This window comes from Frigidibacter sp. ROC022, assembly GCF_024723735.1.
GTDB lineage: Bacteria > Pseudomonadota > Alphaproteobacteria > Rhodobacterales > Rhodobacteraceae > SLM-1.
This window is the reverse complement of sequence record NZ_JANQDU010000002.1, coordinates 325,001-350,820: the sequence shown is the minus strand read 5'-3', so window position 1 is coordinate 350,820 and position 25,820 is coordinate 325,001. Positions and strand designations below refer to the sequence as shown.

Sequence of the window (25,820 nt, the reverse complement as noted above, 5' to 3'; positions counted from 1 at the left end):
GATGGCGCCGCCTCGGGGCAACGGCGCCCCTGCTCGGCCGCGCTCTCAGCGGCGCGCCTCGATCCGGTAGCCGTTCATCTCCAGGCACTGCGACCCATAGACATCGCGGACCCCGTTGCGGGTGCGGACCGGGAATTCGCAGCTTCTCGGCAACTTGCGGGCATTGTCATAGCGCTTCTGCAGACAGGCCTTGCCCAGCACGACCGAGCGGCCGTCGCGGGTGCGGATGTCAAAGGCGCAGGCAGCGGGCAGGGAACGGCGGTCGTTGTGCTTGCGGTCGTCCCATTTGTCGTGATGGCCCTTGTTCCGGTCCCGGCCCGAATCGTAGGCCGGCGGCGGATTGCGGGTGACGACGACATTGCCTTTCTTCTTGCTGCTGCTGTTGGCGAGAGCGCCGGCGATGATGGCCAGGGCGGCTATGCCGACGATCGCACGCTGGGTTTCGGCACGGTCGGCCATGGCCGGGGTCGAGATCGAGCTCAGCGCCAGCGAGGCGGCGAGGACGGTGGCGATCAGGGGCTTTTTCATCGGTTGGTCCTTTCGGGTCGGGGTGAAGTGTCATGGTTGCGACCGGGTCGCGATTGGTGATGCCCAACACTCGCCCCGGCCGTTCAAGCCAAGCAATATCGCCGCGCCGCTATCCGATAACAGCGCCGCAAACCCCGCCGGATATTGAATAACCGCGCGGTTCTGCGCAGGATCGGATGCATCATGAACACGCACCCCCGCCTCTTCCGTTCCCTCGCGCCGCTGGCCCTGCTGGCCCTGCTGGCCGCCCCGGCCCGGGCCGACTGCTATGCCGACTACAAGGCCAAGCAGGACGATCCGCTGCGCCTGCAATACGGAGTCATCCAGCTCCCCGATTCGGCCTGCGGCAGCATCCGGCAGGCCAGTGCCGAGGTTTCGGCGCGAATTTCGCGCGACGGCTGGCAATTGCTGAACGTTCTGTCCATCTTCGGTCCCGAAGGTCTGGACCAGAGGAGAGAGAGTGCCGGGGCCTATTACCTCCGCTACTGAAGCGCTGAAGTCCGGCAACCGGATCGTTGTCTGGGGCATCGTCGCCGTGGTCGGCATCCTGCTTGTGGGCGGGCTGCTGCTGTTCCTGTCGCTGCCCGATGCCAATGCCTTCAATGCGCGGGTCGAACGGATCTTCGTCGAGAACGACGCGCTGACCACGACCGAGCAGCTCAAGCTGCTGGAAATCCTTGCCCAGTCCGGCACCACCTTTGCCGAGGTCCTGACCAGCTACCGGATGGTGATCTTCGTGCTGATGGTCTTTGCCACCGGGCTGATGATCGCCTCGCTGGTGTTCCTGGTCACGATCATCGCGCTGAACCGGCAGATGGGCGAGATCGAGAAGCAGGGCATCCAGGTCAATTCGCTGCTGATCAGCCGCGACCAGAACACGGTCTATATCAACAACATGGAATTCAGCCTGACCCCGGCGGCGATCGAGACGCTGGCGGTCCTGGCCGAGGCGCGGATGGACGAGGATGTCCTGTCCGGCGCCGAGATCGAGGGCGTCATCTCGGGCCGGCCTTCCGCCGATTGCGACGAGGCGGCCGGGGCGACCCGGATCAAGCGGCTGCGCGATTCCCTGGGCAACCAGCTGGTCAGCGAGCTTCTGGTCAAGAACATCGCCCGCAAGGGCTACATGCTGGCCATCGACAAGTCGGTGATCCGGATGATCTAGGGGCCATCTCCGGCCGATCCGGGCCGCGCGCCCGGGTTCGCTGGCAGCCCCGGCAGGATTCGAACCTGCGACCTACCGCTTAGGAGGCGGTCGCTCTATCCCCTGAGCTACGGAGCTGCAGCAGCGTCTCGATAGAGAACCCTGCCGCTGCTGGCAAGCGTTGCGACGCTGCGCCGATGCGGAGTTAGACGACGGGCAATGCTTGGCGCTGGCTGGTATAAGCAGTAACAGTCACACGACAGCCAGCCTTCTTGACCCGCCGGGGGACCGCAAGTGCCGCAAGACCAGATCCGCAAGCCGAAGCGTCCTCTGACGCTCCGCGACGTGTCCGAGGCCTCGGGGGTCAGCGAAATGACTGTCAGCCGGGTGCTCCGCAACCGCGGCGATGTCTCGGAAGCGACCAAGGCGCGGGTTCTGGAGGCCGCCAAGCGGCTGGGCTATGTGCCCAACAAGATCGCCGGGGCCCTGGCGTCGAGCCGGGTCAATCTGGTGGCGGTCATCATCCCGTCGCTGTCGAACATGGTGTTCCCCGAGGTGATGACCGGGATTTCGCAGATCCTGGAACAGACGCCTTTGCAGCCGGTGGTGGGCGTGACCAACTACAAACCCGAGCGGGAAGAGAAGGTGCTCTACGAGATGCTGTCCTGGCGGCCCTCGGGGGTCATCATCGCCGGTGTCGAGCATTCCGACGCAAGCCGCGCCATGCTGGAAGCGGCGCAGATCCCGATTGTCGAGATCATGGATGTCGATGGCGAGGCGGTCGATTCGGTGGTCGGCATCTCGCATCGCCGGGCTGGGCAGAAGATGGCCCAGGCGATCGTCGAACAGGGCTACCGGCGGATCGGCTTTCTAGGCACCAAGATGCCGCTCGACCACCGGGCGAGGAAACGATTCGAGGGATTCACCGAGGCGCTGGCCAAGGCCGGTCTCGAAGTGGCGGATCAGGAATTCTACGAAGGCGGCTCGGCCCTGGCCAAGGGGCGCGAGATGACCGAGGCCATCCTGACCCGGACCCCGGATCTCGACTTTCTGTATTACTCCAACGACATGATCGGCGCCGGCGGGCTTCTCTACTGCCTCGACAAGGGGATCGACGTGCCGGGCCAGCTGGGGCTGGCCGGGTTCAACGGCGTGGAACTGCTGGAAGGCCTGCCGCGGGCGCTGGCCACGATGGACGCCTGCCGGCTGGAGATCGGCCGCCGTGCCGCCGAGATCATTGCCGCGCATGTCGGTCAGAACGATTCGGGCGGCGAACGTGTGGTGATGACGCCCAACCTCGACGTCGGTGACACGCTGCGGCGGCGGTAACGGCAGGCCGCCGCGCCGTGGACTTCGCCGGGGCGAGCGTGTTTAACGCGGGAACCGGGCCGGGCGCCCTATTCAGAGTAGGCATATGACCGCGCTGTCGATTGTGATCCCGATGAAGAACGAGGCGGGGAATGTCGAGACCCTGCTGAAGGAGATCGTCACGGCCTGTGCCGCCGAGGCGCCCGAGATCATCGTGGTTGACGACGGCTCGACCGACGGCACCGGCGACGTGGCGCGGGCGACCGGGCTGCCGGGCCTGCGGGTGCTGCGGCATCCGCATTCGGGCGGGCAGTCGGCGGCGGTGCATTCCGGCGTGCTGGCGGCGCGGGGCAGGGTGATCTGCACCCTCGACGGCGACGGGCAGAACCCGCCCTCGGAATTGCCCAAGCTCTATGCGCCGCTGTTCGCCGATACCACCGGCAGGCTGGGCCTGGTGGCCGGGCAGAGGGTGGCAAGGCGGGACACGCTGTCGAAACGCCTGGCCTCGCGCTTTGCCAACGGGCTGCGGGCCTGGGCGCTGAAGGACGGTACCCGCGACACCGGCTGCGGGCTCAAGGGGTTCCGCCGCGATGCCTTTCTGGCGCTGCCCTATTTCGATCACATGCACCGCTATCTGCCGGCGCTGATGAAGCGCGACGGCTGGGAGGTGGCGCTGGTCGATGTATCGCATCGCGAGCGGCAGGCCGGGCGTTCGAACTATTCCAACCTGCAACGCGCGCTGGTCGGCATCTTCGACCTGATGGGAGTCGCCTGGCTGATCCGCCGCCGCAAGAAGGCGCGGCCCGAGGCCGAGCAATGAGCAGCACCCTGTTCCAATGGCTGCATGTCGACAGCTGGGTCGAGTTCTGGTGGGTCTGCCTGGGGCTCTTCGGCCAGCTGCTGTTCATGGGGCGGTTCCTGGTCCAGTGGATCGCAAGCGAACGGGCGCGCAAATCGGTCGTGCCGGTGCTGTTCTGGTATTTCTCGATCGGCGGCGGCGTGATCCTGTTTGCCTATGCGCTCTATCGCCGGGATCCGGTGTTCATCTTGGGCCAGTCGATGGGGCTGTTCATCTATGCCAGGAACCTCTGGCTGATCCGGGCCGAGCGTCGTGCGGCCTGATCGCGGCTGGCTGGCGCCGGCGCTGCTGCTGACGCTGCTTGTGACCGGGCTCAGGGTGCTGGGCCTGGCCTTCAACCGCACCGATCTCTTCGTCGACGAGGCGCAGTACTGGCTCTGGGCGCAGGAGCCCGCCCTTGGCTACTATTCCAAGCCGCCGATGATCGCCTGGGTGATCGGCGGCTTTACCGCGGTCTGCGGCGACAGCCCGTTTTGCATCCGGCTGCCGGCGCCGATCTTCCATGGCGCAACGGCGCTGATCCTGGGCGCGGTGGCGGCGCAACTCTCGGGGCGGCGCGCGGCGCTGCTGGTGGTCGCCGCCTGGCTGACCCTGCCGATGGTGGCTCTGGCCAGCCTGCTGATCTCGACCGACACGATCCTGTTTCCCTTCATGGCGCTGGCGCTCTGGGCCTATCTGGCCTGCCTGCGCGGCGCCGGGCCGGGTGTGGCCTTGCTGGGCGGGCTGGCCCTGGGGCTGGGGTTCCTGTCGAAATACGCTGCCGTCTACTACCTGCTCTGCGCCCTGCTGGCCCTTGGGCTCCGGCCGCGGCTCGACCTGCGGCAGGCGGCCGGCTTTCTGCTGGGCTTCGTGCTGGCTGCCTCGCCCAACATCCTCTGGAACCTCGGCAACGGGCTGACCACGGTGCAGCATACGCTCGACAATGCCGACTGGGTCCGCGATCCGGGGGCCAAGGCGTCGCTGAACCTGGCCGGGTTGTCCGAGTTCTTCTTCTCGCAATTCGCGGTCTTCGGCCCGGTGCTGTTCGGCACGCTGCTCTGGCTGGGGGCCGGCTGGCGCAATCGTCCGGCCGAGCTGCGGCGCCTGCTCTGGTTCGCCCTGCCCATCGTCGCGCTGGTCTGCGGCCAGGCGCTGCTGAGCCGCGCCTATGCCAACTGGGCCGCCACCGCCTATCTGGCCGGGACGCTGGCGGTGATCCCCTGGCTGGCCCGCAACGCCCGGGCATGGCTGAGGGTCAGCTTCGCTGTCAACATGGTCTTCTGCCTGGCGTTCCCGCTGGCCACGGTCTTTGCCGACCGTCTGGTGGTGAACGGTCAGCCCCTGCTCAACCGCTATCTGGGCCGGGCCGAGATCAGCCGCCAGATCATCGCAGAGGCGCGGAAACAGGGTCTGACAACGGTCGTGGCCGAGGATCGGGATATCCTGGCGGACCTGTTCTACACCGGCCGGGATTCGGGCCTCGATTTCCGCGCCGTGCCCTCCCGCGGTCGCGCGCCGCATCACTATGCGCTGCGCTATCCGCTGGACCCGGCGGGAACGGAGACGGTGCTCTGGGTCGCCCCGGCGGATGCGGTGCCGCGCTGCGACAGCTCCATTCCTGTCGGCCGGCTCGCGCCCGAAACCGGAGCCTACCGAAACAAGCCGATGCAGCTCTACGTCACCACGCCCGATTGCCTTTGCTCCCCGGTGCCCGCGCCGGGCTGATGCATCGCGCCGCGATGGAAAACCGCGCCGGCAGGGCCTAGACTGTCACCGGAAAGGCAGGGGGATGACCGACCCGATCCGGAACCGCAAGATCTATGTCACGGGCGCAGGGGGCGCCATCGGCGGAGTCATGGCCGAGGTGCTCTCGGCCCGGCATCGGGTCGTGGCCGTCGATCGCGCGAAGGGTGAACTGCCCTCGGCCGACTGGTACGACACCGCCGACAGCGATGCCGTGGTGCTGCACGCCGCCGGCCCGTCCCTGGCCACGCCCGATGACGACCCGCAGGCGCTCGCCGATCTGCACCTTGGTCTCTTCACCCGGCTGGCCGAGCGCGGCTGGCGCGGCCGGTTGCTGCTGTTCTCCTCGGCCGCGGTCTATGGCGATCCCGAGTCGCTGCCGGTCCCCGAAACCGCGCGACTGGCCCCGGTGAACATCTACGGGCGCTACAAGCTGCTGGTCGAGCAGAAGCTGTCCGACCTGGCCAGCCAGGCCGGCTTCGGGCTGACCGTCCTGCGGCTGGCCAATGTCTATGGCACCCGACTCGATCTCAGCCGCAGCCGGGTCATCGCGCTTCTGATCGACGCGGCGCGGCGCGGCACGCCCTTCATCACCCATGGCGACGGCAAGGGGCTGCGCGACTATCTGCATGTCAGCGATCTCGGCCGGGCCATCGGACCGGCCATGGCGGCAGAGCCGGCGGTGCTGAACCTCGGTAGCGGGATCGGCACCTCGCTGAACGATCTGCGTGCGGCGATCGAATCGGTGCTCGAGGTGCGGATGAACCAGCTGCACGGCTCGCCGCGCCCCGAGGCCGCCTCGAACGTGCTCGACATCACCCGCGCGCAGGAGCTTCTCGGCTGGCGGCCCCGGGTCTCGCTGGACACCGGCCTCCGCCGACTGGCGGCGGGCGATTTCCGCACCACGGTGTTGTGAGACCGCCCGCCGATTCGGGCAGACACCGCTTGTTGGACCCTGAATCGGCGCGGGTCCGGAGCAGGCACTTGGGAAATCGCTACGGTTGCAGGGACGGGCTGGCCTGCCCCATGCCCGAGCGCGCGATCTCGGCCTTCAGCCAGCGGCGAAAGGCGCGCTGCGGTTCGGACAGGCTGCGGTCGCGGGCCGAAACCAGCCAGTAGCTCAGCCCGCTCGGGTGCTGGCGCGGGAAGGGGGCGATGATCTGACCCCGGTCCAGGGCCTCGCGGCACAGCGTCTCGAAGGACAGGAACACCCCGGCCCCGGTCATCGCTGCGTCAAAGCAGAGCGAGGCATCGGGGTAGTCGGGGCCGGCCCCCAGGATCGAGGGGCTGAGTCCTTCGGGCCCCAGCCAGACCTCCCAGCCGAATTGCGGCCGCGGTTCGCGGATGATCGGGACATGCGCCAGGTCGGCGGGCACCTTCAGCCTCTCGGCCACCGAGGCGGCGCAGACCGGGATCACATATTGGGTCAGCAGATGTTCGACCGTCGCGCCGGGATAGACGCCGCGCCCGATCCGGATCGCGAAATCCACATCCGAGTTGTTGGGATCGACAAGTGCCAGCTGATTGTCGAGCCGGACCCGGATGTCGGGATGCTGGCGGTTGAACGCCGGCAACCGCCAGATCAGCCAGCGCGCCGCAAAGATCGGTGCGACCGAGATCGTCAGCACCCGGTCGTGGCTGTCGCGGGCGCGGGTGACCGCGGTGGCGATCTGGTCGAAGCCGCTGGCCAGAAGCTTGCAGACCTCGGCCCCCATCGGCGTCGGCACCATCCCGTCCGGGCGCCGGTCGAACAGGCGCAGCGCCAGGGACGCCTCGGCCCGGGCCACCTGCTGGCTGACCGCGCCGGGGGTCACGTTCAGGGCTCGCGCCGCGCCGGACAACGAGCCTTCACGGGCGACGGCGGCGACCGCGCGCAGCGCGTTCAGGGGCAGGCTGTTCAGGCTCTCCATTCAGATATTCTAAACTCTGATGGCTCAAGTCTCCATAGGATACTGGCGATCGGGTTCCTATATGCTTCAGGAAACCAGAAAGACAAATTGATGAGACTGTTCCACCTTTTCCGTTCCCCTACCCCGACCGAGGTCGATTACCTCGACCAACCCGAATTTCGCGGCATGTCCAAGCGCGACCTGGCCGACCTGCCGATGCCGCGCCCCTTCCCGGCATCGATCCCGGCGCGGGACTGACGGTTTACCGCAAGGCCCGCCCGGCGTAAGAGGCCGGAACCCCAGGGGCTTCAGCGCGGCGACATGATCCTAGGCATCGGCACCGACCTTGCGAATATCGAGCGGATCGAGCGCACGCTGGACCGCTTCGGCGATCGTTTCCGCAACCGCGTGTTCACCGAGCACGAGCAGACCAGGGCCGAGCGCCGCAAGGACAGCGCCGGCACCTATGCCAAGCGTTGGGCGGCCAAGGAGGCCTGTTCCAAGGCTTTGGGCACCGGGCTCAGGATGGGGATCGCATGGAAGGACATGGCGGTGACCAACCTGCGGACCGGTCAGCCGGTGATGCAGGTGACCGGCTGGGCCGCCGAGCGCCTCGCTGCGATGACCCCGCCGGGGCATCGTGCGGTGATCCATGTCAGCCTGACCGACGACCATCCCTGGGCGCAGGCCTTCGTGGTGATCGAAGCGGTGCCCGATCCCGGCTGATACGACGGGGCTTCGGTGCCCTTCGGCTGGCCTTTCCGGGCTTCGGGCGTCCCGCCGCGAACACAATCCGGCGATCAGCCCGGCACGGCCCTGCGCCGGATCGCCCGGATCGGGCAAGAAATACGGTCCGCAAGCCCGGGGATTTCGGGCGGTGCCGACCCCACGCAAACCCCGCAGTTGCTTGACTACCGGACCCGAGGCGCTCATGTAGCGCGGGCCGAAAAACACGAGGGTCGATGATGGCGCAGCCGAAGAAAGAGGAGGGCCTCCTCGAGATGGTCAAGACCGTGGTCTATGCACTCTTGATCGCTGGCGTGTTCCGGACCCTGTTCTTCCAGCCGTTCTGGATTCCCTCGTCATCGATGAAGGACACCCTGCTGGTCGGCGACTTCCTGTTCGTCAACAAGATGGCCTATGGCTATTCCAAGGTGTCCTGCCCGTTCTCGATGTGCCCGATCTCGGGCCGCCTGTTCGGCTCGGAGCCGAAGCTGGGCGACGTGGTGGTGTTCCGCCACCCGGTCAAGAACGAGGATTACATCAAGCGGCTGATCGGCCTGCCGGGCGACAAGATCCAGGTCAAGGACGGCGTGCTGTTCATCAATGGCGTCGAAGCCAAGCAGGAACCCGCGGGCGAATTCGTCGAACCCTATGCCCGGCAAGGCCCGATCGGCGGCTTCCCGGCCTGCAAGAACACCGCCGGCACCGGCAGCGACTGCGTGAAGGACCGCTATATCGAGACGCTGCCGAACGGCGTCGTCCATGATGTGCTGAACATCCGCAACACCAAGGGCGTGCCGGACAACACCCCGGTCTATACCGTGCCCGAGGGGCATTACTTCTTCATGGGCGACAACCGCGACAACTCGACCGACTCGCGCTATGCGCAGTCGGCCGGCGGGGTCGGTTTTGTCCCTGCCGAGAACCTGATCGGCCGCGCCGACCGGATCATCTTCTCCTCTGCCGGACGCCGGATGCTCTATTTCTGGACCTGGCGGTCGGATCGCTACCTGAAGAGGATCGATTGAAGCTCTCGGCCGAGCTGACCGCTTTCGCGCGCCGTCTTGGCCACGACTTCGCGCGCCCGGAATTGTTGGTCCGGGCGCTGACCCATGCATCGATCGCCTCTTCGACCCGGCCCGACAACCAGCGGCTGGAGTTCCTGGGCGACCGGGTGCTGGGGCTGGTGATGGCCTCGGCCCTGATGCGGGCGGATCGGGCGGCCTCGGAAGGGCAGCTGGCGCCGCGGTTCAATGCCCTGGTCCGCAAGGAGACCTGCGCCCAGGTGGCCCGCGACATCGATCTCGGCGCGGTGCTGAAGCTGGGCCGGTCGGAAACCATGTCGGGCGGGCGCCGCAAGGAGGCCCTGCTGGGCGACGCGATGGAGGCGGTTCTGGCGGCGGTCTATCTCGACGCCGGTTTCGAGGCCGCCGAGGCGCTTGTCCTGCGGCTCTGGGGCGAGCGGATCGGCACCGTTGCCGAGGATGCCCGCGATGCCAAGACCGCCCTGCAGGAATGGGCGCAGGCGCGTGGCCTGCCGCCGCCGGAATATGTAGAATTGCACCGGGAAGGCCCGGACCATGCGCCGGTGTTCACGGTCGAGGCGCGGTTGGCCTCGGGCGCTTCGGAACGGGCGCAGGCAAATGCCAAGCGGCAGGCAGAGCAGGCTGCGGCCAAGGCGCTGCTGGCGCGGATGGAGACGGGCGATGAGTGACAGCGACCAACCGACCCCGGATGCCACGCCCGAGGCGGCGGCCACGGATGACGGCCCGATGCGTGCCGGCTTCGTCGCCCTGATCGGAGAGCCGAATGCCGGGAAATCGACCCTGCTGAACCGGATGGTCGGGGCCAAGGTCAGCATCGTGACCCACAAGGTCCAGACCACCCGGGCCCGGATTCGCGGCGTCACCATGGCGGGCCGGTCGCAGATCGTCTTTGTCGATACGCCGGGCCTGTTCCGGCCGCGCCGGCGGCTGGACCGTGCGATGGTCGCTGCGGCATGGGGCGGGGCGGCGGATGCCGATATCGTGGTGCTGCTGATCGAGGCGCAGCGGGGCATGACCGACGGGGTCCGGACCATCGTCGAGGTGCTCAAGGAAAAGATCGGAGACCGCCCGGTGGCGCTGGCGATCAACAAGATCGACCGGGTCGAGGCGCCGCAGCTTCTGGCCCTGACCGAAGAGATGAACAAGGCCTTCCCCTTCACCCGGACCTTCATGATTTCCGCCGAGCGGGGCCACGGGATCGAGGCGCTGCGCGACTGGCTGGCGGGCGAGCTGCCCGAGGGCCACTGGCTCTATCCCGAAGACCAGATCGCCGATCTGCCGGTCAAGATGATCGCCGCCGAGATGACCCGCGAAAAGCTGACCCTCCGGCTGCATCAGGAACTGCCCTACGAACTGACGGTCGAGACCGAGTCCTGGGAGGAGAAGCCCGACGGCTCGGCCCGGATCGCGCAGATCGTCTATGTCGCACGCGATGGCCACAAGGGCATCGTCCTGGGCAGGAAGGGCGAGACCATCAAGGCCGTGGGCCAGGCGGCGCGGCTCGAGATCGAGGAATTTCTCGGCCGCAAGGTGCATCTGTTCCTGACCGTCAAGGTCCGGCCGAACTGGCTGGACGAGGCCGAGCGGTTCTCGGAAATGGGGCTCGACTTCAAGGACGGGAACTAGGGGCCGGCGGATTGCGCCGGCCAAGCGCGGTCCGGGCCAGCCACCAGATGGCCAGGGTCAGGATCACCGCATTGGCGACCAGTTGCAGCCAGAGCCGCTCGACGCTGTCCGGCAGCAGGTCGGTCACGGCCGCGAGATTGACCAGAACCCCGAGCCCGATCACCATGCGGGCCCAAAGAGGAAAACGGAACGGTTGTGCCATGCTGGACTCCATCTGTCTGCCGGTCAGGATAGCCGGGGCCCTGCGCCGGTCCAGTGACAAATCCCGTCACGGTGCCCCATGCGGCTGACCGCGGATTTCTGGGTCCGGGCCTATCTCAAGCGTCTGCAGCTGGCCGACATCCCGGCCTATGTCACCGCGCATGGCGACGACAGCGGCGGCGCGGTGGTGGTCAAGCTGGCAACGCTCGACGGCCAGGCGCGGGCCTTTCAGCGCAGCTTCGATCCGGCCAGCGGCAACCGGATCTGGATGGTGCTGGCGGAAGGGCCCGAAGCCGAGGTGGATGCGGTTCTGGCCAGGCAGCGCCGGAACGATCCCGACCTCTGGATCATCGAGGTGGAAAGCCGCGACGGCCGGCATCTGCTGGACGAGGTGGGGTTGAACGATTGAGGCGGGGCCGGGGGCTCCGGTACTGAAATCTGCGCGGAACTCCCTATGCAGGGTCTGATTCCAGACCCCGAAGCCAGTCCCAGACCGCCGGAACGCCCGGCAACCGGAACGCGGCCCGCGAAGGGCCGGGGCCGACCTTCACCGCCAGCCCGCCATGCTCCTGCACGGCGGCGAAGCCATCCTCGTCGGTCACGTCATCGCCCAGCATCACCGGGCGGCGCCCGGCAAAGGGCGGCTTCAGCATCAGCCGGTGCAGGGCCCGCCCCTTGTCCCGGCCCTCGGGCTTGATCTCCCAGACCATCTTGCCGCCATGCAGCCGATAGCCATGCAGCGCCGAAATGGCCTGTTTCAGGCCGCCGGCCAGGGCCGGACCCGAGTCGGGATCGGCGCGGTAGTGGACCGCCACCACCGGCCCCTTGGTCTCGATCCGGGCGGCAGGGAACCCGGCGACCACCGGAGCCACCGCCGCCAGAAGGTCGGGCGGGGTTTCCACCCGTTCGGCGGCGCTCTGGCCCGGTGCGGCCAGGTCGATCCCGTGGCCCCCGGCACGCCAAAGCCCGACCGGGCTGCGGCTTGCCAGATCGTCCAGGGCCCGGCCCGAGATCAGGCAGAGCGCACCCGACAGCCGGCCGGCAAGCCGTTCCAGCAGGGCCGATTGCTCGGGGAGCAGCCGGGCCGAGTCCGGATCGGCCACCAGCGGCGCCAGGGTGCCGTCGAAATCCAGAAACAGCGCGTCCGAAACGGTCAGCGCCGGCGGCGTCGGGTCAGGCGAGGGCAAGGTTCAACCCGCCTTCGCCGCCACGGCGCGCAAGGCCGCCTTGGCCGGCGTCTTGGCCACGGCCCGCAGATCGTCCAGAAACGCCTCGCGCCACCAGGTCAGGTCGGTCGCCTCGATCACCTCGCGCGCCGCCTTCCAGCGCTTCTGCCGTTCGTCCAGCGGCATGATCAGCGCCTGGTGAATCGCTTCGGCCATCTGCTGCGTGTCATGCGGATTGACCAGCAGCGCCGAGGGCAGCTGTTCCGCCGCCCCGGCGAATTCCGACAGGATCAGCACGCCCGGGTCTTCGGGGCGCTGCGCGGTGACGAATTCCTTGGCGACCAGGTTCATCCCGTCGCGCAGCGGCGTCACCAGCCCGACCCTTGCGATGCGATACAGCCCGGCCAGCTCGTCCCGGCTGTAGGGCCGCGCCAGATAGCGCAGCGGAATCCAGTCGAGATCCGAGTAGTCGGCATTGATCCGGCCCGCCAGTTCGTCGAGCTGCTGGCGCAGGTCCTGATATTCCTCGACCTTCGAGCGTGACGGCGGCGCGATCTGGGTGACGCTGACCTTGCCGGCAAACTCGGGATGGGCGTCGAAGAACTGGCCGACGGCGGCGAAACGCTCCGGCAGGCCCTTGGTGTAATCCATCCGGTCGACGCCAAGCACCAGGTCGCGCCCGCCCAGAAACCGGCCCAGCCGGGTCGCGGCCTCGGTCGCCTCGGGGCTGTTCGCGGCCTCTTCGAAGGCGGCCGGGTCGATGCCGATCGGGTAGGCCTTGACCCGGATCAGATTGCCGAAGACCTCGATCCGGCCGTCGGCGGTCTCGACCCCGCCACAGACCTCGGTCAGATAGCGGGTCAGATTGACCCGGTCATGTTCGGATTGAAGCCCGATCACGTCATAGGCCGACAGGGCGCGGGCGATCCAGTCGTGCTGCGGCAGCGCCTGGAAGATCTCCGGCGCCGGAAACGGGATATGCAGGAAGAACCCGATCGGCCCGCCGACCCCGGCCCGGCGCAGGCAGTCGGCCATCAACAGGAAGTGGTAGTCATGCACCCAGACCAGATCGTCCGGCTGGGCCTTGCTGGCCACCATGTTGGCGATGCGCTGGTTGACGGCGGCGTAGGCGTCGAAATAGGCGCTGTCGAAATGCGCAAGGTCGATGCGATAGTGGAATACCGGCCAGATCGTGCGATTCGCATAGCCGATGTAATAGGCGTCGTATTCGGCGCGGGTCAGGTCGGTCAGCAGGAATTCGACACCTTCGTCCTGCGACCATTGTGCCGATCTCGGTGGCTCGTCCACCAGGTTCCCGGTCCAGCCGACCCATAGCCCGCCCGAAGCGCGAAGCGCGTCCCAGAGTGCGACGGCCAAGCCTCCGGCGCGGGCCGAGGGATCGGCGGCGGTGCGGTTGGAAATGGCGATGACTCGGGGCATTGAGTGGAAGTCCTTGTCGGTTCGAGGTTCTGTCGTCCGGGCCCAGACCAACAGGTCAACCCGAAGCGCACGGCATGGTTCCAACAACAGGGTCGCACGCTGCACTGCGGCATGTCAAATTTTGCTGGTGCAGCAAACCCGCGCAGGCGGGGTCCGGCCTTGTGAAGGCGCGCGCTTCGTGAAGAATGCCACCATGGAATGGAGCGATCAAGGGACCGTGCTGACCGCGCGCCCGCATGGCGAAACCTCGGCGATCATCGAGGTTTTCACCGCCGCGCATGGTCGCCATGCCGGGGTGGTGCGGGGTGGTGTGAGCCGCAAGATGACCCCGCATCTGCAACCGGGCAACGACCTGCGGGTTGTCTGGCAGGCGCGGCTGGAAGAGCATATCGGCAGCTATGCGGTCGAGCCTCTGCGCTCCCGGGCGGCGGTCTTTTCGGACCGCACGGCGCTGGCCGGGCTGAACGCGGTCACGGCGCTGCTGGCCTTCTGCCTGCCGGAACGGGAACCGCATCCCCAGCTCTACACCCAATCGGTGCGCCTGCTGGATGCGCTTGGCGGCCGGGGCTGGGACGAGGCCTATCTGCTCTGGGAACTGGCGCTGCTGGAAGAGATGGGCTTCGGGCTGGACCTGAGCGAATGCGCGGTGACCGGGGCACGCGAGGGGCTGGTGCATGTCTCGCCGCGCAGCGGGCGTGCGGTCAGTGCGGCGGGGGCGGGGGTCTGGGCCGACCGGTTGCTGCCGTTGCCCGGGTTGCTGCTGGGTCGGCCGGCAGAGCCGGGCGACCTGGCCCGGGGGCTGCGCACCACGGGCTATTTCCTGGAACGGCACCTGGCCGCGGCTCTGGGCGACCGGCCGCTGCCCGAGGCCCGCGCCCGGCTGGTCGCGTTGCTGGAGCGTCAGTCCGCGGCGGGGTGAAAGACCATGCTCTGCCCCGAATCATCCGAGAGGGTCAGCGCGTCCTCCGTCACCTCGACCCGCATCATCTCGTCGAGCGTGGCGAAGAACAGGATTTCTAGACCCAGGTCCGGGCAGGCCATCCGGGTGGTGGCGGCGACTCCGGCCTCGAAGTCGGGATAGCTGGCGACCAGCGGCATGGTGAAGCTGTTGCAGGGCGCCTTGCCGGAAATGCCGTCCTCGGTCGAGATACGCATCCTGGCCTGGCCGGCATAGGCTTCGCCGTTGATCTCGGCCAGCTGCCACAGGATGTCGGGATCGCCCCAGCCCTTCGGCGGGTCATCGGCCCGGGCCGGTCCGACGATGAGCGGAAGGGTGCAAAGCAATGCGGTGGCGCAGAGTGTCCGGAGCTGTTTCATCGCCGCAGGCTGAGGCTGCGCAGGCGGCGGGTCAAGCCGAAAGGCGGGCAATCCTGCCGCCGCAACGCATGGGCGGACGAATTCGACATGGCATGTCGCAAAGTGCGGCGACCTGGGCGGCCTTCCCGGGCCATGTCACGGTCGGGGAAGTCCGATGTTCAACCGCCGCACGCCACTTCTGCTCAAGCACGGGAATACCCCGGGCGCCCGCCATTTCGCGCTTCTCGCCGGACTCGACGCGGCGGTGCGGGGCATGCTGGTCTCGGTCATGCCGCTGACCGTCTATCGCGCCATGGGTAGTGCCGACGGGTCCAGCCATGTCTATCTGGCCGTCGGCCTTGTGGCGCTGGTCTGGGGCCTGATGGTGCCCTGGGCGACATCGCGGATTCCGCGCCGCTGGATGTATACGCTCGGGTGTTGCAGCTACCTGATCGGCATGGTTCTGGCGCTGATCGGCGGGCCGCTGGCGGTGGCCCTGGCGCTCGGTTTCAATTCCCTGGCCACGGTGACGCTCTTCGTCTGCCTGAACGCCTATGTGCTGGACTATGTGGCCCGCAACGATCTGGGTCAGGCCGAGTCGCTGAAGATGTTCTTTGCCGCCGCGCCCTGGGCGATCGGGCCGGTGGCCGGGGTCTGGCTGCTGAACTGGTGGGCGCCGGCGCCGTTTCTGGCCTCGGGGCTGGCGGCCTCGGTGATGCTGATGGTGTTCTGGGCGCTGCGGCTGGGCAACGGAAAGGCAATCGCCAGGGCGCGCGGCCCGGCGGTCAATCCGCTGGCCTATCTGCGCCGGTTCTTCGCCCAGCCAAGGCTGATCGCCGGCTGGGTCTTTGCGGTGACGCGGTCCTGCGGCTGGTGGGTCTATGTGGTCTATCTGCCGATCTTCTGCCTGCAATCCGGGCTGGGCGACAAGGTTGCCGGGGTGGCGCTGAGCTGCACGAACATGATGCTGTTCGGCACCCCGCTGATCCGGCGGATCGTGCAGCGGAACTCGGTCCGCCGGGTGATCCGCTTTGCCTTTGCCGCGGTCGGGGTCCTGATGATCGCCGCCACCGCCTTGTCGGGCCAGCCCTGGGTGGCGGTGCTGCTGCTGTTCACCGCATCGACCTTCCTGATCACGCTGGATGTCTGCGGCGGCCTGCCGTTCCTGATGGCGGTGAAGCCGAGCGAGCGGACCGAGATGGCCGCGGTCTATTCCAGCTTCCGCGATGTCTCGGGGATCGTGACGCCCGGCGTCGCGGCGCTGGTGCTGCTGGTGGCGCCGGTCGGCGGGCTCTTTGCCTCCTGCGGTCTCGGGATGTTCGGCGCCTGGGCGCTGGCCGGGACGCTGCATCCGCGGCTGGGTCATGCGCGGGCGGTGGCGCCGGCCTGAGCGGGACGCTCTCCGCCTGGCGAGCAAGCCGCTGACGCCGGTCGGCCGCAGGGGGCCGGGCATCGGCCCCCTCCGTTCTCCGACAGGAAATCAGCCTGGCGGCGGATGCCATGCCCGTGGCGCAGATCAGTTCGCGGTATCGAGCAGCCGCCGCGCGATGACCTGCGCCTGAATCTCGGCGGCACCTTCGAAGATGTTCAGGATTCGCGCATCGCAGAGCAGGCGGCTGATCTGATACTCCAGCGCGAACCCGTTGCCGCCGTGGATCTGCAGCGCATTGTCCGCCGCCGCCCAGGCGACACGGGCGCCCAGCAGCTTGGCCATCCCGGCCTCCAGATCGCAGCGCTTGCCGTGGTCCTTCTGCCAGGCCGAATGATAGGTCAGTTGCCGGGCGATCATGATCTCGACCGCCATCATCGCCAGCTTCCCGGCAACCCGCGGGAAGGCGATCAGCGGCTTGCCGAACTGCTTGCGGTCGGTGGCATATTGCAACCCGACCTCCATCGCCGCCTGCGCCACGCCGATCGCCCTTGCGGCGGTCTGGATCCGGGCGCTTTCGAAGGTCTGCATCAGCTGCTTGAAACCCTGGCCCTCGACCCCGCCCAGCAGGTTCTCCGCCTTCACCTCGAACCCGTCGAAACCCAGTTCGTATTCCTTCATGCCGCGATAGCCCAGCACCGCGATCTCGCTTCCGCTCATCCCCGGGGTCGGGAACGGATCGTCATCGGTGCCGGGGGTCTTCTCGGCCAGGAACATCGACAGGCCGCGCCAGTCGGTGCTGTCGGGGTCGGTGCGGGCCAGCAGGGTCATCACATGGGCCCGTGCGGCATGGGTGATCCAGGTCTTGTTGCCGGTGATGCGGTAGCCTCCGCCCTCCTTCACCGCGCGGGTCCGCAGCGCGCCCAGGTCCGAGCCTGTATTGGGCTCGGTAAAGACCGCGGTGGGCAGGATCTCGGCGCTGGCGATCTTCGGCAGCCATTCGGATTTCTGCGCATCGGTGCCGCCGACCAGGATCAGCTCGGCGGCGATTTCCGAACGGGTGCCAAGACTGCCGACACCGATGTAACCGCGCGACAACTCCTCCGAGACCACGACCATCGAGGCTTTCGACAGGCCGAATCCGCCGAACTCTTCGGGGATGGTCAGGCCGAAGACACCCATTCCGGCGAGGTCCGAGATCACCTCCAGCGGGATCAGCTCGTCGTTCAGATGCCAGTCATGCGCATGCGGCCGGACCTTCTCGTCGGCATAGCGGCGGAACTGGTCGCGGATCATCTCCAGCTCGTCGTCGAGACCCGAGGCCCCCACCGTCGCGGCAGCGTCCTGCATCAGCGCCGCCAGCCGGGCGCGGGCGGCCGGGGTGTTGCCGTCGATCCGCGGAATTTCCATTCCTGCGGCCGGGCGGGCCATTTCGCCCTGGCTCATCGGGATGCCGCCGGCGATCTGGGCCAGGTATTCCGAGAAACCGATCTGCAGGATCAGCGCCTCGACTTCGCCGAACTTGCCCTGCTCCTCCAGCCGACCGGCCCAGGCGGACAGCTGGCGCAGCGCCTCGGCATAGGTGGCCAGCCAGGCCAGGCCATGCGCCTCGTCCTGAAACGACTCGAGCAACGCGGCTTCGACCCGGCCCGAGGGCGCCACCCTGCTGCGCAGCGCTGCGGTGGCCGAGGCCAGGGCGGCATCGACAGCGGGCAGGGCGGCGCTGGTGGCGGCCAGAAGTTCGGCGGTCGGCAGCAGCCCGTTGGTTTCGGTGTCTGTCGGCATCGGGTTGCTCCTTTTTTCGGCTCGATGCCGGGATAATCACTTCGCAGGTGCAGCGCAACAAGATTTCGCCCTGACGCACCTTGTCGCACGAATATGACGCAGCTGATTGGGGATGCAATGCTCTCCGGCCTGGAGTAATTGCCTTGCATGTTCGGACTGGACCCAACCCTGCTGGCCGCGACACTGGCCTTGACGATGTTCGGCGGCTTCGTGAAGGGCGCCGTGGGCTTTGGGCAGCCGATGATCATGATTTCCGGTTTCGCGACGATCCTGCCGCCGGATGTGGCCCTGGCCGCGCTGATCGTGCCGATGGTGACGTCGAACGCCTGGCAGGGGCTGCGCGGAGGTTTTCGGGCCGCCTGGGCCTCGGTGCTGCGGTTCCGGCTCTATCTGGCCATCGTGATGGTCTTCATTGCCGGCGCGGCGCAGCTGGTGCGGATTCTGCCCAATTGGATGATGCTGCTGATCCTCGGGGTGCCGATCACCTTGTTCTCCCTGTCGCAGCTTGCCGGCTGGGGGTTTCGGATCGCGCCGGAGCGCCGGCGGCTGGCCGAAGTGTTGATCGGCAGTTTTGCCGGCTTTGTCGGCGGCATGTCCGGGGTCTGGGGGCCGCCGACGGTGCTCTACCTGACCGCCATCGACACCCCGAAGGTCGAACAGATACGGGTGCAGGGCGTGATCTACGGGCTCGGCGCGGTGGTGCTGTTGCTGGCGCATCTCAAGTCCGGGGTGCTGAATGCCGAGACCGCGCCCCTCTCCATGGCGCTGGTGGTGCCGGGTGCGATCGGCATGGCCTTGGGATTTGCGGTGCAGGACCGGCTGGATCAGCGCCGGTTCCGGCAGGCGACGCTGGCGGTGCTGGTGGTGGTCGGGCTGAACCTGATCCGGCGAGGGCTGGCGGGCTAGGGTTTGCAACCGCAGCTGACCGGGGCGGGTTCTGCCGGTTGGGCATATTATGTACAGACATAATCTGTCGAAACGGCACTGGCGCTGTCCGTGCCGCCGGCGGCTGTCCGCTCCGCAAAGGCGGCGCTACAGCGGCGCGAAGAGATCGACCAGATAGCCGTCAGGGTCCTGAACGATGGCGTAGCGCTGGCCCCAGAACGCATCCCACGGCGGCTTTGTCACGGTGAAGCCGGCTTCCGCCACGGCGCCGGCAAGGGCATCGACCTGGCCCGGGCTGTCGCAGAGCAGGGAAAAGGCGGAATGGCTGGCGGGCCGCGGCCGGGCGTTCGAGATCGATTCCAGCAGCCTGGCCGAATCGATCATCAGCCGGGCCGAGCCCGGGACCGGTTTCGGCTCGACATGATCCTGGGACGGGTCCGCCCCGGTGAAGTCGAAGCCGAGCGCCGAGTAGAAGGCGATCGAACGGGCCATGTCGGTGGTCGAGACGGCGACGGCGTCTATGCTGGGCATGGTCGGGCCTTTCGCTGGGTGATCCGGGCAGCGTGAACAAAAGGTAAACACAAATCAAGCCCGTTCGACCCGGCCGCGCAGTTTCACCGCGGCGGCGACGGAACCGGGCCGGTGCATGGCCCGGCCGGCCTGCCCGCGGGCGATGCGCGGAAATTCGTTGGCCTTGCGGCATTTTGTGCCCTGTCATGGGACTTGCGACGGCCTGGTTCCGCCCCCAGATAGGGAACAAGGCCCGCGAAGGGATGTGCCTGTTTCAGGGCATCCGATGGCGGGCGCTGAAAAGGAGTATGAGATGAATTTGGAAAAGTTCACTGAACGGTCGCGCGGCTTCCTCCAGGCTGCCCAGACCATTGCGATGCGGGAAAGCCACCAGCGTCTGGGGCCGGAGCACCTTCTGAAAGCTCTTATGGATGACGAGCAGGGCCTTGCGTCGAACCTGATCACGCGGGCGGGCGGTGAACCCGCGCGGGTGGTCGAGGCGCTCGACGCGGCGCTTGCCAAGGTGCCGAAGGTCAGTGGCGACACGGGCCAGGTCTATATGGACGGCCAGACCGTGAAGGTGCTGGACGAGGCCGAGAAACTGGCGACCAAGGCCAAGGACAGCTTTGTCCCGGTGGAGCGGCTTCTGACCGCGCTTGCGATCGTCAAGTCACCGGCCAAAGAGGCGTTGGCGGCCGGGAACGTGACGGCGCAGAACCTCAACACCGCGATCAACGACATCCGCAAGGGCCGGACCGCCGACAGCGCCAATGCCGAGGAAGGCTATGACGCGCTGAAGAAGTACACCCGCGACCTGACCGAGCTTGCGGAAGAGGGCAAGATCGACCCGATCATCGGCCGCGACGAAGAGATCCGCCGCGCCATGCAGGTGCTGAGCCGCCGGACCAAGAACAACCCGGTGCTGATCGGCGAGCCGGGCGTCGGCAAGACCGCCATTGCCGAGGGCCTTGCCCTGCGGATCGTCAATGGCGACGTGCCGGAAAGCCTGCGCAACAAGAAGCTGATGTCGCTCGACATGGGCGCGCTGATCGCCGGCTCGAAATACCGCGGCGAGTTCGAGGAACGCCTGAAGGCGATCCTCAAGGAAATCGAGGCCGCGGCGGGCGAGATCATCCTGTTCATCGACGAGCTGCACACGCTGGTCGGCGCCGGCAAGACCGATGGCGCGATGGATGCGGCGAACCTGATCAAGCCCTCGCTGGCGCGGGGCGAACTGCACTGCGTCGGTGCCACCACGCTGGACGAATACCGCAAGTATATCGAGAAGGACGCGGCCCTGGCGCGGCGTTTCCAGCCTTTGATGGTGGAAGAGCCGACGGTCGAGGACACGATCTCGATCCTGCGTGGCATCAAGGAGAAATACGAACTCCACCACGGGGTGCGGATCAGCGACTCGGCGCTGGTCGCGGCGGCGACGCTGAGCCATCGCTACATCACCGACCGGTTCCTGCCCGACAAGGCGATCGACCTGATGGACGAGGCCGCCAGCCGTCTGCGGATGGAAGTGGATTCGAAGCCGGAAGAGCTGGATGCGCTGGACCGGCAGATCCTGCAGATGCAGATCGAGGCCGAGGCGCTGAAGAAAGAGGACGATCAGGCATCGAAGGACCGGCTGGCGAAGCTCGAGAAGGAACTTGCCGACCTGAACGAGAAGGCCGAGGCGATGTCGGCGGCCTGGCAGGCCGAACGCGACCGGCGCGAAGGGGCCAATACGGTCAAGGAGCAGCTGGACGCGGCGCGGGCCGAGCTCGAGAAGGCCAAGCGGGAAGGCAACCTGGCCCGGGCCGGGGAACTGTCCTATGGCATCATCCCGGGTCTGGAGAAGAAGCTGGCCGAGGCCGACAGTGCCGGTGGCGCCGACGGGGCGCTGATGGTCGAGGAAGCGGTGCGGCCCGAGCAGATCGCCGAAGTGGTCGAACGCTGGACCGGCATTCCGACCAGCCGGATGCTGGAAGGCGAGCGCGAAAAGCTGCTGCGAATGGAAGAGGGCCTGCACAAGCGGGTCATCGGCCAGGAGTCCGCGGTGCGCGCGGTGTCGAACGCGGTCCGGCGGGCCCGGGCGGGCCTGAACGACGAGGGGCGGCCCCTGGGCAGCTTCCTGTTCCTCGGCCCCACCGGCGTCGGCAAGACCGAGCTGACCAAGGCCCTGGCCGAGTTCCTGTTCGACGACGAGAACGCCATGACCCGGATCGACATGTCCGAGTTCATGGAGAAGCACGCGGTCAGCCGTCTGATCGGCGCGCCGCCGGGCTATGTCGGCTATGACGAAGGCGGCGTCCTGACCGAGGCGGTGCGGCGCCGGCCCTATCAGGTGCTGCTGTTCGACGAGGTCGAGAAGGCCCACCCGGATGTCTTCAACGTGCTGTTGCAGGTTCTCGACGACGGGGTGCTGACCGATGGCCAGGGCCGCAGGGTCGATTTCAAGCAGACCCTGATCGTCCTGACCTCGAACCTCGGGGCCCAGGCGCTGAGCGAGCTGCCCGACGGGTCCGACGCCTCGGATGCCAAGGCCGAGGTGATGGCTGCGGTGCGGGCGCATTTCCGGCCCGAGTTCCTGAACCGGCTGGATGAGACGATCATCTTCGACCGGTTGAGCCGGGCCGATATGGACGGCATCGTGTCGATCCAGATCGGTCGCTTGGAGAAACGGCTGGCGGCGCGGAAGATCAAGCTCGACCTGGATGGCGACGCGCTGGTCTGGCTGGCGGACGAGGGTTACGACCCGGTGTTCGGTGCCCGGCCTCTGAAGCGGGTGATCCAGCGCGCGCTGCAGGACCAACTGGCCGAGATGCTGCTGGCCGGCGATGTGAAGGACGGCGAGACCGTCAAGATCACGGCCGGTCCGGACGGGCTGCTGGTCGGCGGCCGGGTCACGGCTTCGAACCGGCCACCGCCGGAACACGCGGTGATCCAGTAAGCTCATGCCAGGCGGCCCGCCCCTTTCCGGGGCGGGCCGCAACCGTCTGGAGGGTGCGGCCGTGACCCTGCCGGAGGGGGAACCGGCATCGGAAGATCAGGGCAGGGTGCCCGCTGGGTCGTTCACCCTACCAGCGGTGGCGGCGCCGTGGCTCGAACCCGCGCGAGCGGCGCTGCGACGGCCCGATCCAGAAGCTGACGGCCAGCGCGGCCACCAGGGTGGCGCCACCGATCACCAATGCGCTGCTCAGATCGGCATCACGCCAGGCAACGAAGGCCAGCAGTGATCCGAAACCGAGAATGGCGATCAAGACGCCGCGCTTGATGACATAGCGCATCGAGAACTCCTTCTGCCTGGGGCGACTCGCTGTGGGGTGTTCTCCCTTGCTACGCCCGGATGCGATCCGGGTCATCCGACCTTTGGGGGATGGTGCCGAAACCGGCGAAGCTTTGCCGTGTCGCGGCGGGATTCTGCCCAGCGACGGGCATGGCCCCGGCAGGGACTACCGGCGCAGCGCGGGCAGGCCGATCCCGGTGGCCTCGAACCCGCCGTCGGCCGCCAGCACCTGGCCGGTGATGTAGCTGGCCTTCTCCGAGCAGAGGAAGGCGATGGCCTGCGCGATCTCGTCTTCCGAGCCGTAGCGGTTCAGCGGGATCGCATCGTGATAGGCGGCGATGATGTCGGGCGAATGCACCGCCATTGCCAGCTTGGTGCGCACCGGACCGGGACAGACCGCATTGGCCCGGATGCCGAATTCCCCCAGCTCGGCGGCCTGTTGCAGGGTCAGCTGGATCACCGCCGCCTTCGAGGTGCCATAGGCGACCCGCAGGGTCGATGCGCGAAGCCCCGAGATCGAGGCGATGTTGACGATCGCGCCCCGGCCGGCCTTCAACGCCGGCAGCGCTGCCTGGCTGACAAGGAAGGTGCCGTCGAGATTGGTTTCCATGACGGTGCGCCATCGTTCGAATGTGGTTTCGGCGATCGGGCCGAAATCGGCGACCCCGGCATTGTTGACCAGCGCATGCAGATGCCCCCCGGGCGCCGCCTGCGGCAGCATCGCGGCCACCTGCTCGGGCCGGGAGATGTCGCAGAGAACCGGGCGCGCGCCGGAAAGGTCCCGGGCGGCCTCTTCCAGCGCCTCGGCGTCGCGGTCGATCATCGCCACGTCCCAGCCCTCGGCCAGGAAGAGCTTGGTGGTTGCAAGGCCGATGCCGCGCGCGGCGCCGGTCACGAGGGCGGTTCTGGTCATGGTCGATGCCTCCGGTTGTCGGGTCAGGAGGGTGGAGGCTTCGCGGCGGAAAGGGAAGAGCGGTCCCGGGGCTTGCCCGCATCGCCCTGCCATGGGCAGTCTGGCGGCAAGGATTTCACAAGGGGACGGCTATGGGCTTCATGGATGCGGCAATGGGGGCGATGCGATATCTGGCGCTCGGTTTCATCTTCCTGATCGGCATGGCGGTGCTGGCCGGGCTGGTGCTCTTCGTCATCGACCGGACCCAGACCGGCGACGCGATCCGCCGCAATTATCCGGTGATCGGCCGGTTCCGCCTGCTGTTCACCAAGCTTGGCGAGTTCTTCCGGCAGTATTTCTTTGCCATGGACCGCGAGGAGATGCCCTTCAACCGGGCGCAGCGCGACTGGGTGAACCGGGCCAGCGACGGGCATGACAACACCATCGCCTTCGGCTCGACCCGCTCGCTGTCCGAGCCGGGCACCGCGATCTTCACCAATGCCGCCTTTCCGCCGCTGGAAGGCAGCGCGACGCAGCCCATGGTGATCGGCGCCGGTGCGCGCCATCCCTATGCGGCGCCGAGCTTCTTCAACATCTCGGGGATGAGCTTCGGCGCCCTGTCCTCGCCGGCCGTCACGGCGCTCAGCCGCGGCGCCAAGGCGGCGGGGATCTGGATGAACACCGGCGAGGGCGGACTGTCGCCCTATCACCTGTCGGGCGGGGCCGACATCGTCATGCAGATCGGCACCGCCAAATACGGTGTCCGCGACGAGCACGGCAGGCTGGACGATTCCCGGCTAAAGGACATCGCGGCGCTGCCGCAGGTGAAGATGTTCGAGATCAAGCTGGCCCAGGGCGCCAAGCCCGGCAAGGGCGGCATCCTGCCCGGCGCCAAGGTGACGCCCGAAATCGCCGCGATCCGGGGGATTCCGGTGGGCGAGGATTCGATCTCTCCGAACCGGCATGTCGAGGTCGATGACTTCGGCGACCTGCTGGACCTGATCTGTCATGTCCGCGAGGTGACGGGCAAGCCGGTGGGGATCAAGACGGTGTTCGGGGCGCCGGAACCCTTCGAGGAGCTGTTCACGCTGATCCGCAAGCGCGGCGCCGAATGTGCGCCCGACTTCATCACCCTGGACGGCGGCGAGGGCGGCACCGGCGCCTCGCCGATGCCGTTGATGGATCTGGTCGGGGTCTCGATCCGCGAATCGCTGCCGATCGTCGTCGATCTGCGCGACGAGGCCGGGCTGAAGGACCGGATTCCGATCATCGCCAGCGGCAAGCTGGTGAATCCCTCGGATGTCGGCTGGGCGATCTGCGCCGGTGCCGATTTCATCACCTCGGCGCGCGGATTCATGTTCGCGCTCGGCTGCATCCAGAGTCTCAAGTGCAACAAGAACACCTGCCCGACCGGCATCACCACGCATGACCCGCGATTCCAGAAGGGTCTGGTTCCGGAAGAGAAATGGGCCAGGGTCGCAGCCTATGCGAAGGGCATCATCCATGATGTCGAGACCATCGCCCATTCGGTCGGTGTCGCGGAACCGCGGCAGATGAGCCGCCGCCACGTGCGGATCGTGCAGGACAACGGGCTGTCCCTGCCGATGACCCAGATCGTCAAACGTTACAGCGCTTCCACGACAACGTGACCGGCGAAGTCCCGGTTTTGTGTAACGATTCGGACAGGACCGACGAACAGCAGGGAAATGGAGAAGCGCGCATGAGACAGCCCTGGAAGAACGACATGAACTGGTCGGACGTGACCCCGAAGGCCGCCTGGCTGAATCGGCGTCAGCTGATCGCGGGCGGCGCGGCCGCGGTTGCGGCGGGCCCGGCCTGGGCGAAGCTGGACTACAAGACCAGCGCCCTGTCCACCGACGAGACCCCGAACACGCTGGAAGAGATCACCACCTACAACAACTACTACGAGTTCGGCACCCGCAAGTCCGACCCCGCGGCCAATGCCCATACGCTGAAGACCGATCCCTGGTCAGTCGAGATCGCCGGCCTGGTGGACAAGCCCGGCACCTATGACCTGGCCGAGCTGATGACCGGCCTGCCGCTGGAGGAACGGATCTACCGGTTCCGCTGTGTCGAGGCCTGGTCGATGGTGATCCCCTGGATCGGCTTCGAGCTGGGCAAGCTGCTGGAGAAGGT

At 67.3% G+C, this 25,820-nt stretch carries 29 protein-coding genes and 1 tRNA gene (1 of these 30 cut by a window edge); 19 read left to right on the top strand and 11 right to left on the bottom strand.

The genetic code is table 11. The annotated features are described in order from the left end of the window. Positions 1–45: 45 nt before the first annotated feature. On the bottom strand, positions 46–528 hold the full coding sequence (locus tag NUW50_RS08445; RefSeq protein WP_258288656.1) for a hypothetical protein: 483 nt from the start codon (positions 526–528) through the stop codon (positions 46–48). A 183-nt stretch (positions 529–711) separates the two neighbouring features. On the opposite strand from NUW50_RS08445, the gene NUW50_RS08440 reads away from it, so the two are divergent. Then, entirely contained in the window at positions 712–1,017 is a 306-nt protein-coding gene (locus NUW50_RS08440; protein WP_258288655.1) for a hypothetical protein, read from the top strand. After that, positions 989–1,693, top strand: a complete 705-nt coding sequence (locus tag NUW50_RS08435) for a winged helix-turn-helix domain-containing protein (RefSeq protein ID WP_258288654.1) — start codon at positions 989–991, stop codon at positions 1,691–1,693. The genes NUW50_RS08440 and NUW50_RS08435 overlap by 29 nt, the downstream gene beginning before the upstream one ends. A 41-nt stretch (positions 1,694–1,734) precedes the next feature. Here NUW50_RS08435 and NUW50_RS08430 read toward each other — a convergent pair. Beyond that, positions 1,735–1,810 (bottom strand) — tRNA-Arg (locus NUW50_RS08430). 156 nt (positions 1,811–1,966) lie between these two features. Here NUW50_RS08430 and NUW50_RS08425 point away from each other — a divergent pair. The 5 genes from NUW50_RS08425 (at position 1,967) to NUW50_RS08405 (ending at position 6,477) form a co-directional block, all read left to right on the top strand. Further along, positions 1,967–3,001 (top strand): LacI family DNA-binding transcriptional regulator, encoded by a 1,035-nt coding sequence (locus NUW50_RS08425; protein WP_258288653.1) that lies wholly within the window; start codon positions 1,967–1,969, stop codon positions 2,999–3,001. Between the two features lie 85 nt (positions 3,002–3,086). Beyond that, the gene (locus tag NUW50_RS08420) at positions 3,087–3,800 is read left to right on the top strand and encodes a glycosyltransferase family 2 protein (protein ID WP_258288652.1); all 714 of its coding nucleotides are present in this window, start codon (positions 3,087–3,089) and stop codon (positions 3,798–3,800) included. Continuing rightward, positions 3,797–4,102, top strand: coding sequence for a lipid-A-disaccharide synthase N-terminal domain-containing protein (locus NUW50_RS08415; RefSeq protein ID WP_258288651.1), 306 nt, complete (start codon positions 3,797–3,799; stop codon positions 4,100–4,102). Before NUW50_RS08420 ends, NUW50_RS08415 begins: the two co-directional genes overlap by 4 nt. Next, positions 4,092–5,543, top strand: coding sequence for an ArnT family glycosyltransferase (locus NUW50_RS08410; protein ID WP_258288650.1), 1,452 nt, complete (start codon positions 4,092–4,094; stop codon positions 5,541–5,543). The genes NUW50_RS08415 and NUW50_RS08410 overlap by 11 nt, the downstream gene beginning before the upstream one ends. Before the next feature lie 64 nt (positions 5,544–5,607). Further along, positions 5,608–6,477, top strand: a complete 870-nt coding sequence (locus tag NUW50_RS08405; protein WP_258288649.1) for an NAD-dependent epimerase/dehydratase family protein — start codon at positions 5,608–5,610, stop codon at positions 6,475–6,477. Positions 6,478–6,556: 79 nt separating this feature from the next. Here the strand turns inward: NUW50_RS08405 and NUW50_RS08400 are convergent, their stop codons facing one another. Beyond that, positions 6,557–7,471 (bottom strand): LysR substrate-binding domain-containing protein, encoded by a 915-nt coding sequence (locus NUW50_RS08400; protein WP_258288648.1) that lies wholly within the window; start codon positions 7,469–7,471, stop codon positions 6,557–6,559. Between the two features lie 90 nt (positions 7,472–7,561). Between NUW50_RS08400 and NUW50_RS08395 the strand changes: the two genes are divergently transcribed. The 5 genes from NUW50_RS08395 (at position 7,562) to era (ending at position 10,845) form a co-directional block, all read left to right on the top strand. Beyond that, on the top strand, positions 7,562–7,708 hold the full coding sequence (locus tag NUW50_RS08395) for a hypothetical protein (protein WP_258288647.1): 147 nt from the start codon (positions 7,562–7,564) through the stop codon (positions 7,706–7,708). A 63-nt stretch (positions 7,709–7,771) separates the two neighbouring features. Further along, positions 7,772–8,176: a holo-ACP synthase gene (gene acpS / locus NUW50_RS08390; protein ID WP_258288646.1), complete on the top strand. Its 405-nt coding sequence runs from the start codon at positions 7,772–7,774 to the stop codon at positions 8,174–8,176. Positions 8,177–8,415: 239 nt separating this feature from the next. Beyond that, positions 8,416–9,201 (top strand): signal peptidase I, encoded by a 786-nt coding sequence (gene lepB / locus NUW50_RS08385; protein ID WP_443135107.1) that lies wholly within the window; start codon positions 8,416–8,418, stop codon positions 9,199–9,201. Beyond that, the gene (gene rnc, locus NUW50_RS08380) at positions 9,198–9,887 is read left to right on the top strand and encodes a ribonuclease III (protein WP_258288644.1); all 690 of its coding nucleotides are present in this window, start codon (positions 9,198–9,200) and stop codon (positions 9,885–9,887) included. Before lepB ends, rnc begins: the two co-directional genes overlap by 4 nt. Positions 9,888–9,945: 58 nt before the next feature. After that, positions 9,946–10,845, top strand: coding sequence for a GTPase Era (era, locus tag NUW50_RS08375; protein WP_258289309.1), 900 nt, complete (start codon positions 9,946–9,948; stop codon positions 10,843–10,845). Here the strand turns inward: era and NUW50_RS08370 are convergent. Next, complete coding sequence (locus NUW50_RS08370) at positions 10,829–11,047, bottom strand: hypothetical protein (RefSeq protein ID WP_258288643.1); 219 nt, start codon at positions 11,045–11,047, stop codon at positions 10,829–10,831. The two genes, era and NUW50_RS08370, sit on opposite strands and share 17 nt — an antisense overlap. 78 nt (positions 11,048–11,125) lie before the next feature. Here NUW50_RS08370 and NUW50_RS08365 point away from each other — a divergent pair, with 78 nt between their 5' ends. Then, positions 11,126–11,455 (top strand): DUF1491 family protein, encoded by a 330-nt coding sequence (locus NUW50_RS08365; RefSeq protein ID WP_258288642.1) that lies wholly within the window; start codon positions 11,126–11,128, stop codon positions 11,453–11,455. Positions 11,456–11,498: 43 nt separating this feature from the next. Here the strand turns inward: NUW50_RS08365 and otsB are convergent, their stop codons facing one another. After that, on the bottom strand, positions 11,499–12,233 hold the full coding sequence (otsB, locus tag NUW50_RS08360) for a trehalose-phosphatase (protein ID WP_258288641.1): 735 nt from the start codon (positions 12,231–12,233) through the stop codon (positions 11,499–11,501). Positions 12,234–12,236: 3 nt separating this feature from the next. After that, on the bottom strand, positions 12,237–13,652 hold the full coding sequence (locus NUW50_RS08355; protein WP_258288640.1) for an alpha,alpha-trehalose-phosphate synthase (UDP-forming): 1,416 nt from the start codon (positions 13,650–13,652) through the stop codon (positions 12,237–12,239). A gap of 193 nt (positions 13,653–13,845) precedes the next feature. Here NUW50_RS08355 and recO point away from each other — a divergent pair, with 193 nt between their 5' ends. Further along, complete coding sequence (gene recO, locus NUW50_RS08350) at positions 13,846–14,571, top strand: DNA repair protein RecO (RefSeq protein ID WP_258289308.1); 726 nt, start codon at positions 13,846–13,848, stop codon at positions 14,569–14,571. On the opposite strand, the gene NUW50_RS08345 is transcribed toward recO, so the two are convergent. Beyond that, positions 14,553–14,969: an META domain-containing protein gene (locus NUW50_RS08345; RefSeq protein WP_258288639.1), complete on the bottom strand. Its 417-nt coding sequence runs from the start codon at positions 14,967–14,969 to the stop codon at positions 14,553–14,555. The genes recO and NUW50_RS08345 overlap by 19 nt on opposite strands. Positions 14,970–15,123: 154 nt before the next feature. Here NUW50_RS08345 and NUW50_RS08340 point away from each other — a divergent pair, with 154 nt between their 5' ends. Then, a complete protein-coding gene (locus NUW50_RS08340) occupies positions 15,124–16,338 on the top strand; it encodes an MFS transporter (RefSeq protein ID WP_258288638.1) in 1,215 nt (404 codons plus the stop codon). 126 nt (positions 16,339–16,464) lie between these two features. Here NUW50_RS08340 and NUW50_RS08335 read toward each other — a convergent pair whose 3' ends face one another. Next, complete coding sequence (locus NUW50_RS08335; protein WP_258288637.1) at positions 16,465–18,102, bottom strand: acyl-CoA dehydrogenase family protein; 1,638 nt, start codon at positions 18,100–18,102, stop codon at positions 16,465–16,467. Positions 18,103–18,249: 147 nt separating this feature from the next. Between NUW50_RS08335 and NUW50_RS08330 the strand changes: the two genes are divergently transcribed. After that, positions 18,250–19,008 carry a sulfite exporter TauE/SafE family protein gene (locus tag NUW50_RS08330; RefSeq protein WP_258288636.1) on the top strand — a complete coding sequence of 253 codons (759 nt, stop codon included), beginning with the start codon at positions 18,250–18,252 and terminating at the stop codon, positions 19,006–19,008. A 126-nt stretch (positions 19,009–19,134) separates the two neighbouring features. On the opposite strand, the gene NUW50_RS08325 is transcribed toward NUW50_RS08330, so the two are convergent. Next, positions 19,135–19,518 (bottom strand): VOC family protein, encoded by a 384-nt coding sequence (locus NUW50_RS08325; protein ID WP_258288635.1) that lies wholly within the window; start codon positions 19,516–19,518, stop codon positions 19,135–19,137. Positions 19,519–19,810: 292 nt separating this feature from the next. Here NUW50_RS08325 and clpB point away from each other — a divergent pair, with 292 nt between their 5' ends. Continuing rightward, a complete protein-coding gene (clpB, locus tag NUW50_RS08320) occupies positions 19,811–22,435 on the top strand; it encodes an ATP-dependent chaperone ClpB (protein WP_258288634.1) in 2,625 nt (874 codons plus the stop codon). A 127-nt stretch (positions 22,436–22,562) separates the two neighbouring features. Here clpB and NUW50_RS08315 read toward each other — a convergent pair whose 3' ends face one another. Continuing rightward, positions 22,563–22,772 carry a hypothetical protein gene (locus NUW50_RS08315; protein WP_258288633.1) on the bottom strand — a complete coding sequence of 70 codons (210 nt, stop codon included), beginning with the start codon at positions 22,770–22,772 and terminating at the stop codon, positions 22,563–22,565. Between the two features lie 165 nt (positions 22,773–22,937). Next, the gene (locus NUW50_RS08310) at positions 22,938–23,684 is read right to left on the bottom strand and encodes an SDR family NAD(P)-dependent oxidoreductase (RefSeq protein ID WP_258288632.1); all 747 of its coding nucleotides are present in this window, start codon (positions 23,682–23,684) and stop codon (positions 22,938–22,940) included. Positions 23,685–23,824: 140 nt separating this feature from the next. Here NUW50_RS08310 and NUW50_RS08305 point away from each other — a divergent pair, with 140 nt between their 5' ends. Next, on the top strand, positions 23,825–25,312 hold the full coding sequence (locus NUW50_RS08305; RefSeq protein WP_443135106.1) for an FMN-binding glutamate synthase family protein: 1,488 nt from the start codon (positions 23,825–23,827) through the stop codon (positions 25,310–25,312). 71 nt (positions 25,313–25,383) lie between these two features. Beyond that, positions 25,384–25,820, top strand: the 5' portion of a protein-coding gene (gene msrP, locus NUW50_RS08300) for a protein-methionine-sulfoxide reductase catalytic subunit MsrP (protein WP_258288630.1). 484 nt of this gene lie beyond the right edge of the window; 437 of the gene's 921 nt are visible here — the first part of the coding sequence; the start codon lies at positions 25,384–25,386; its stop codon lies off the right edge, out of view.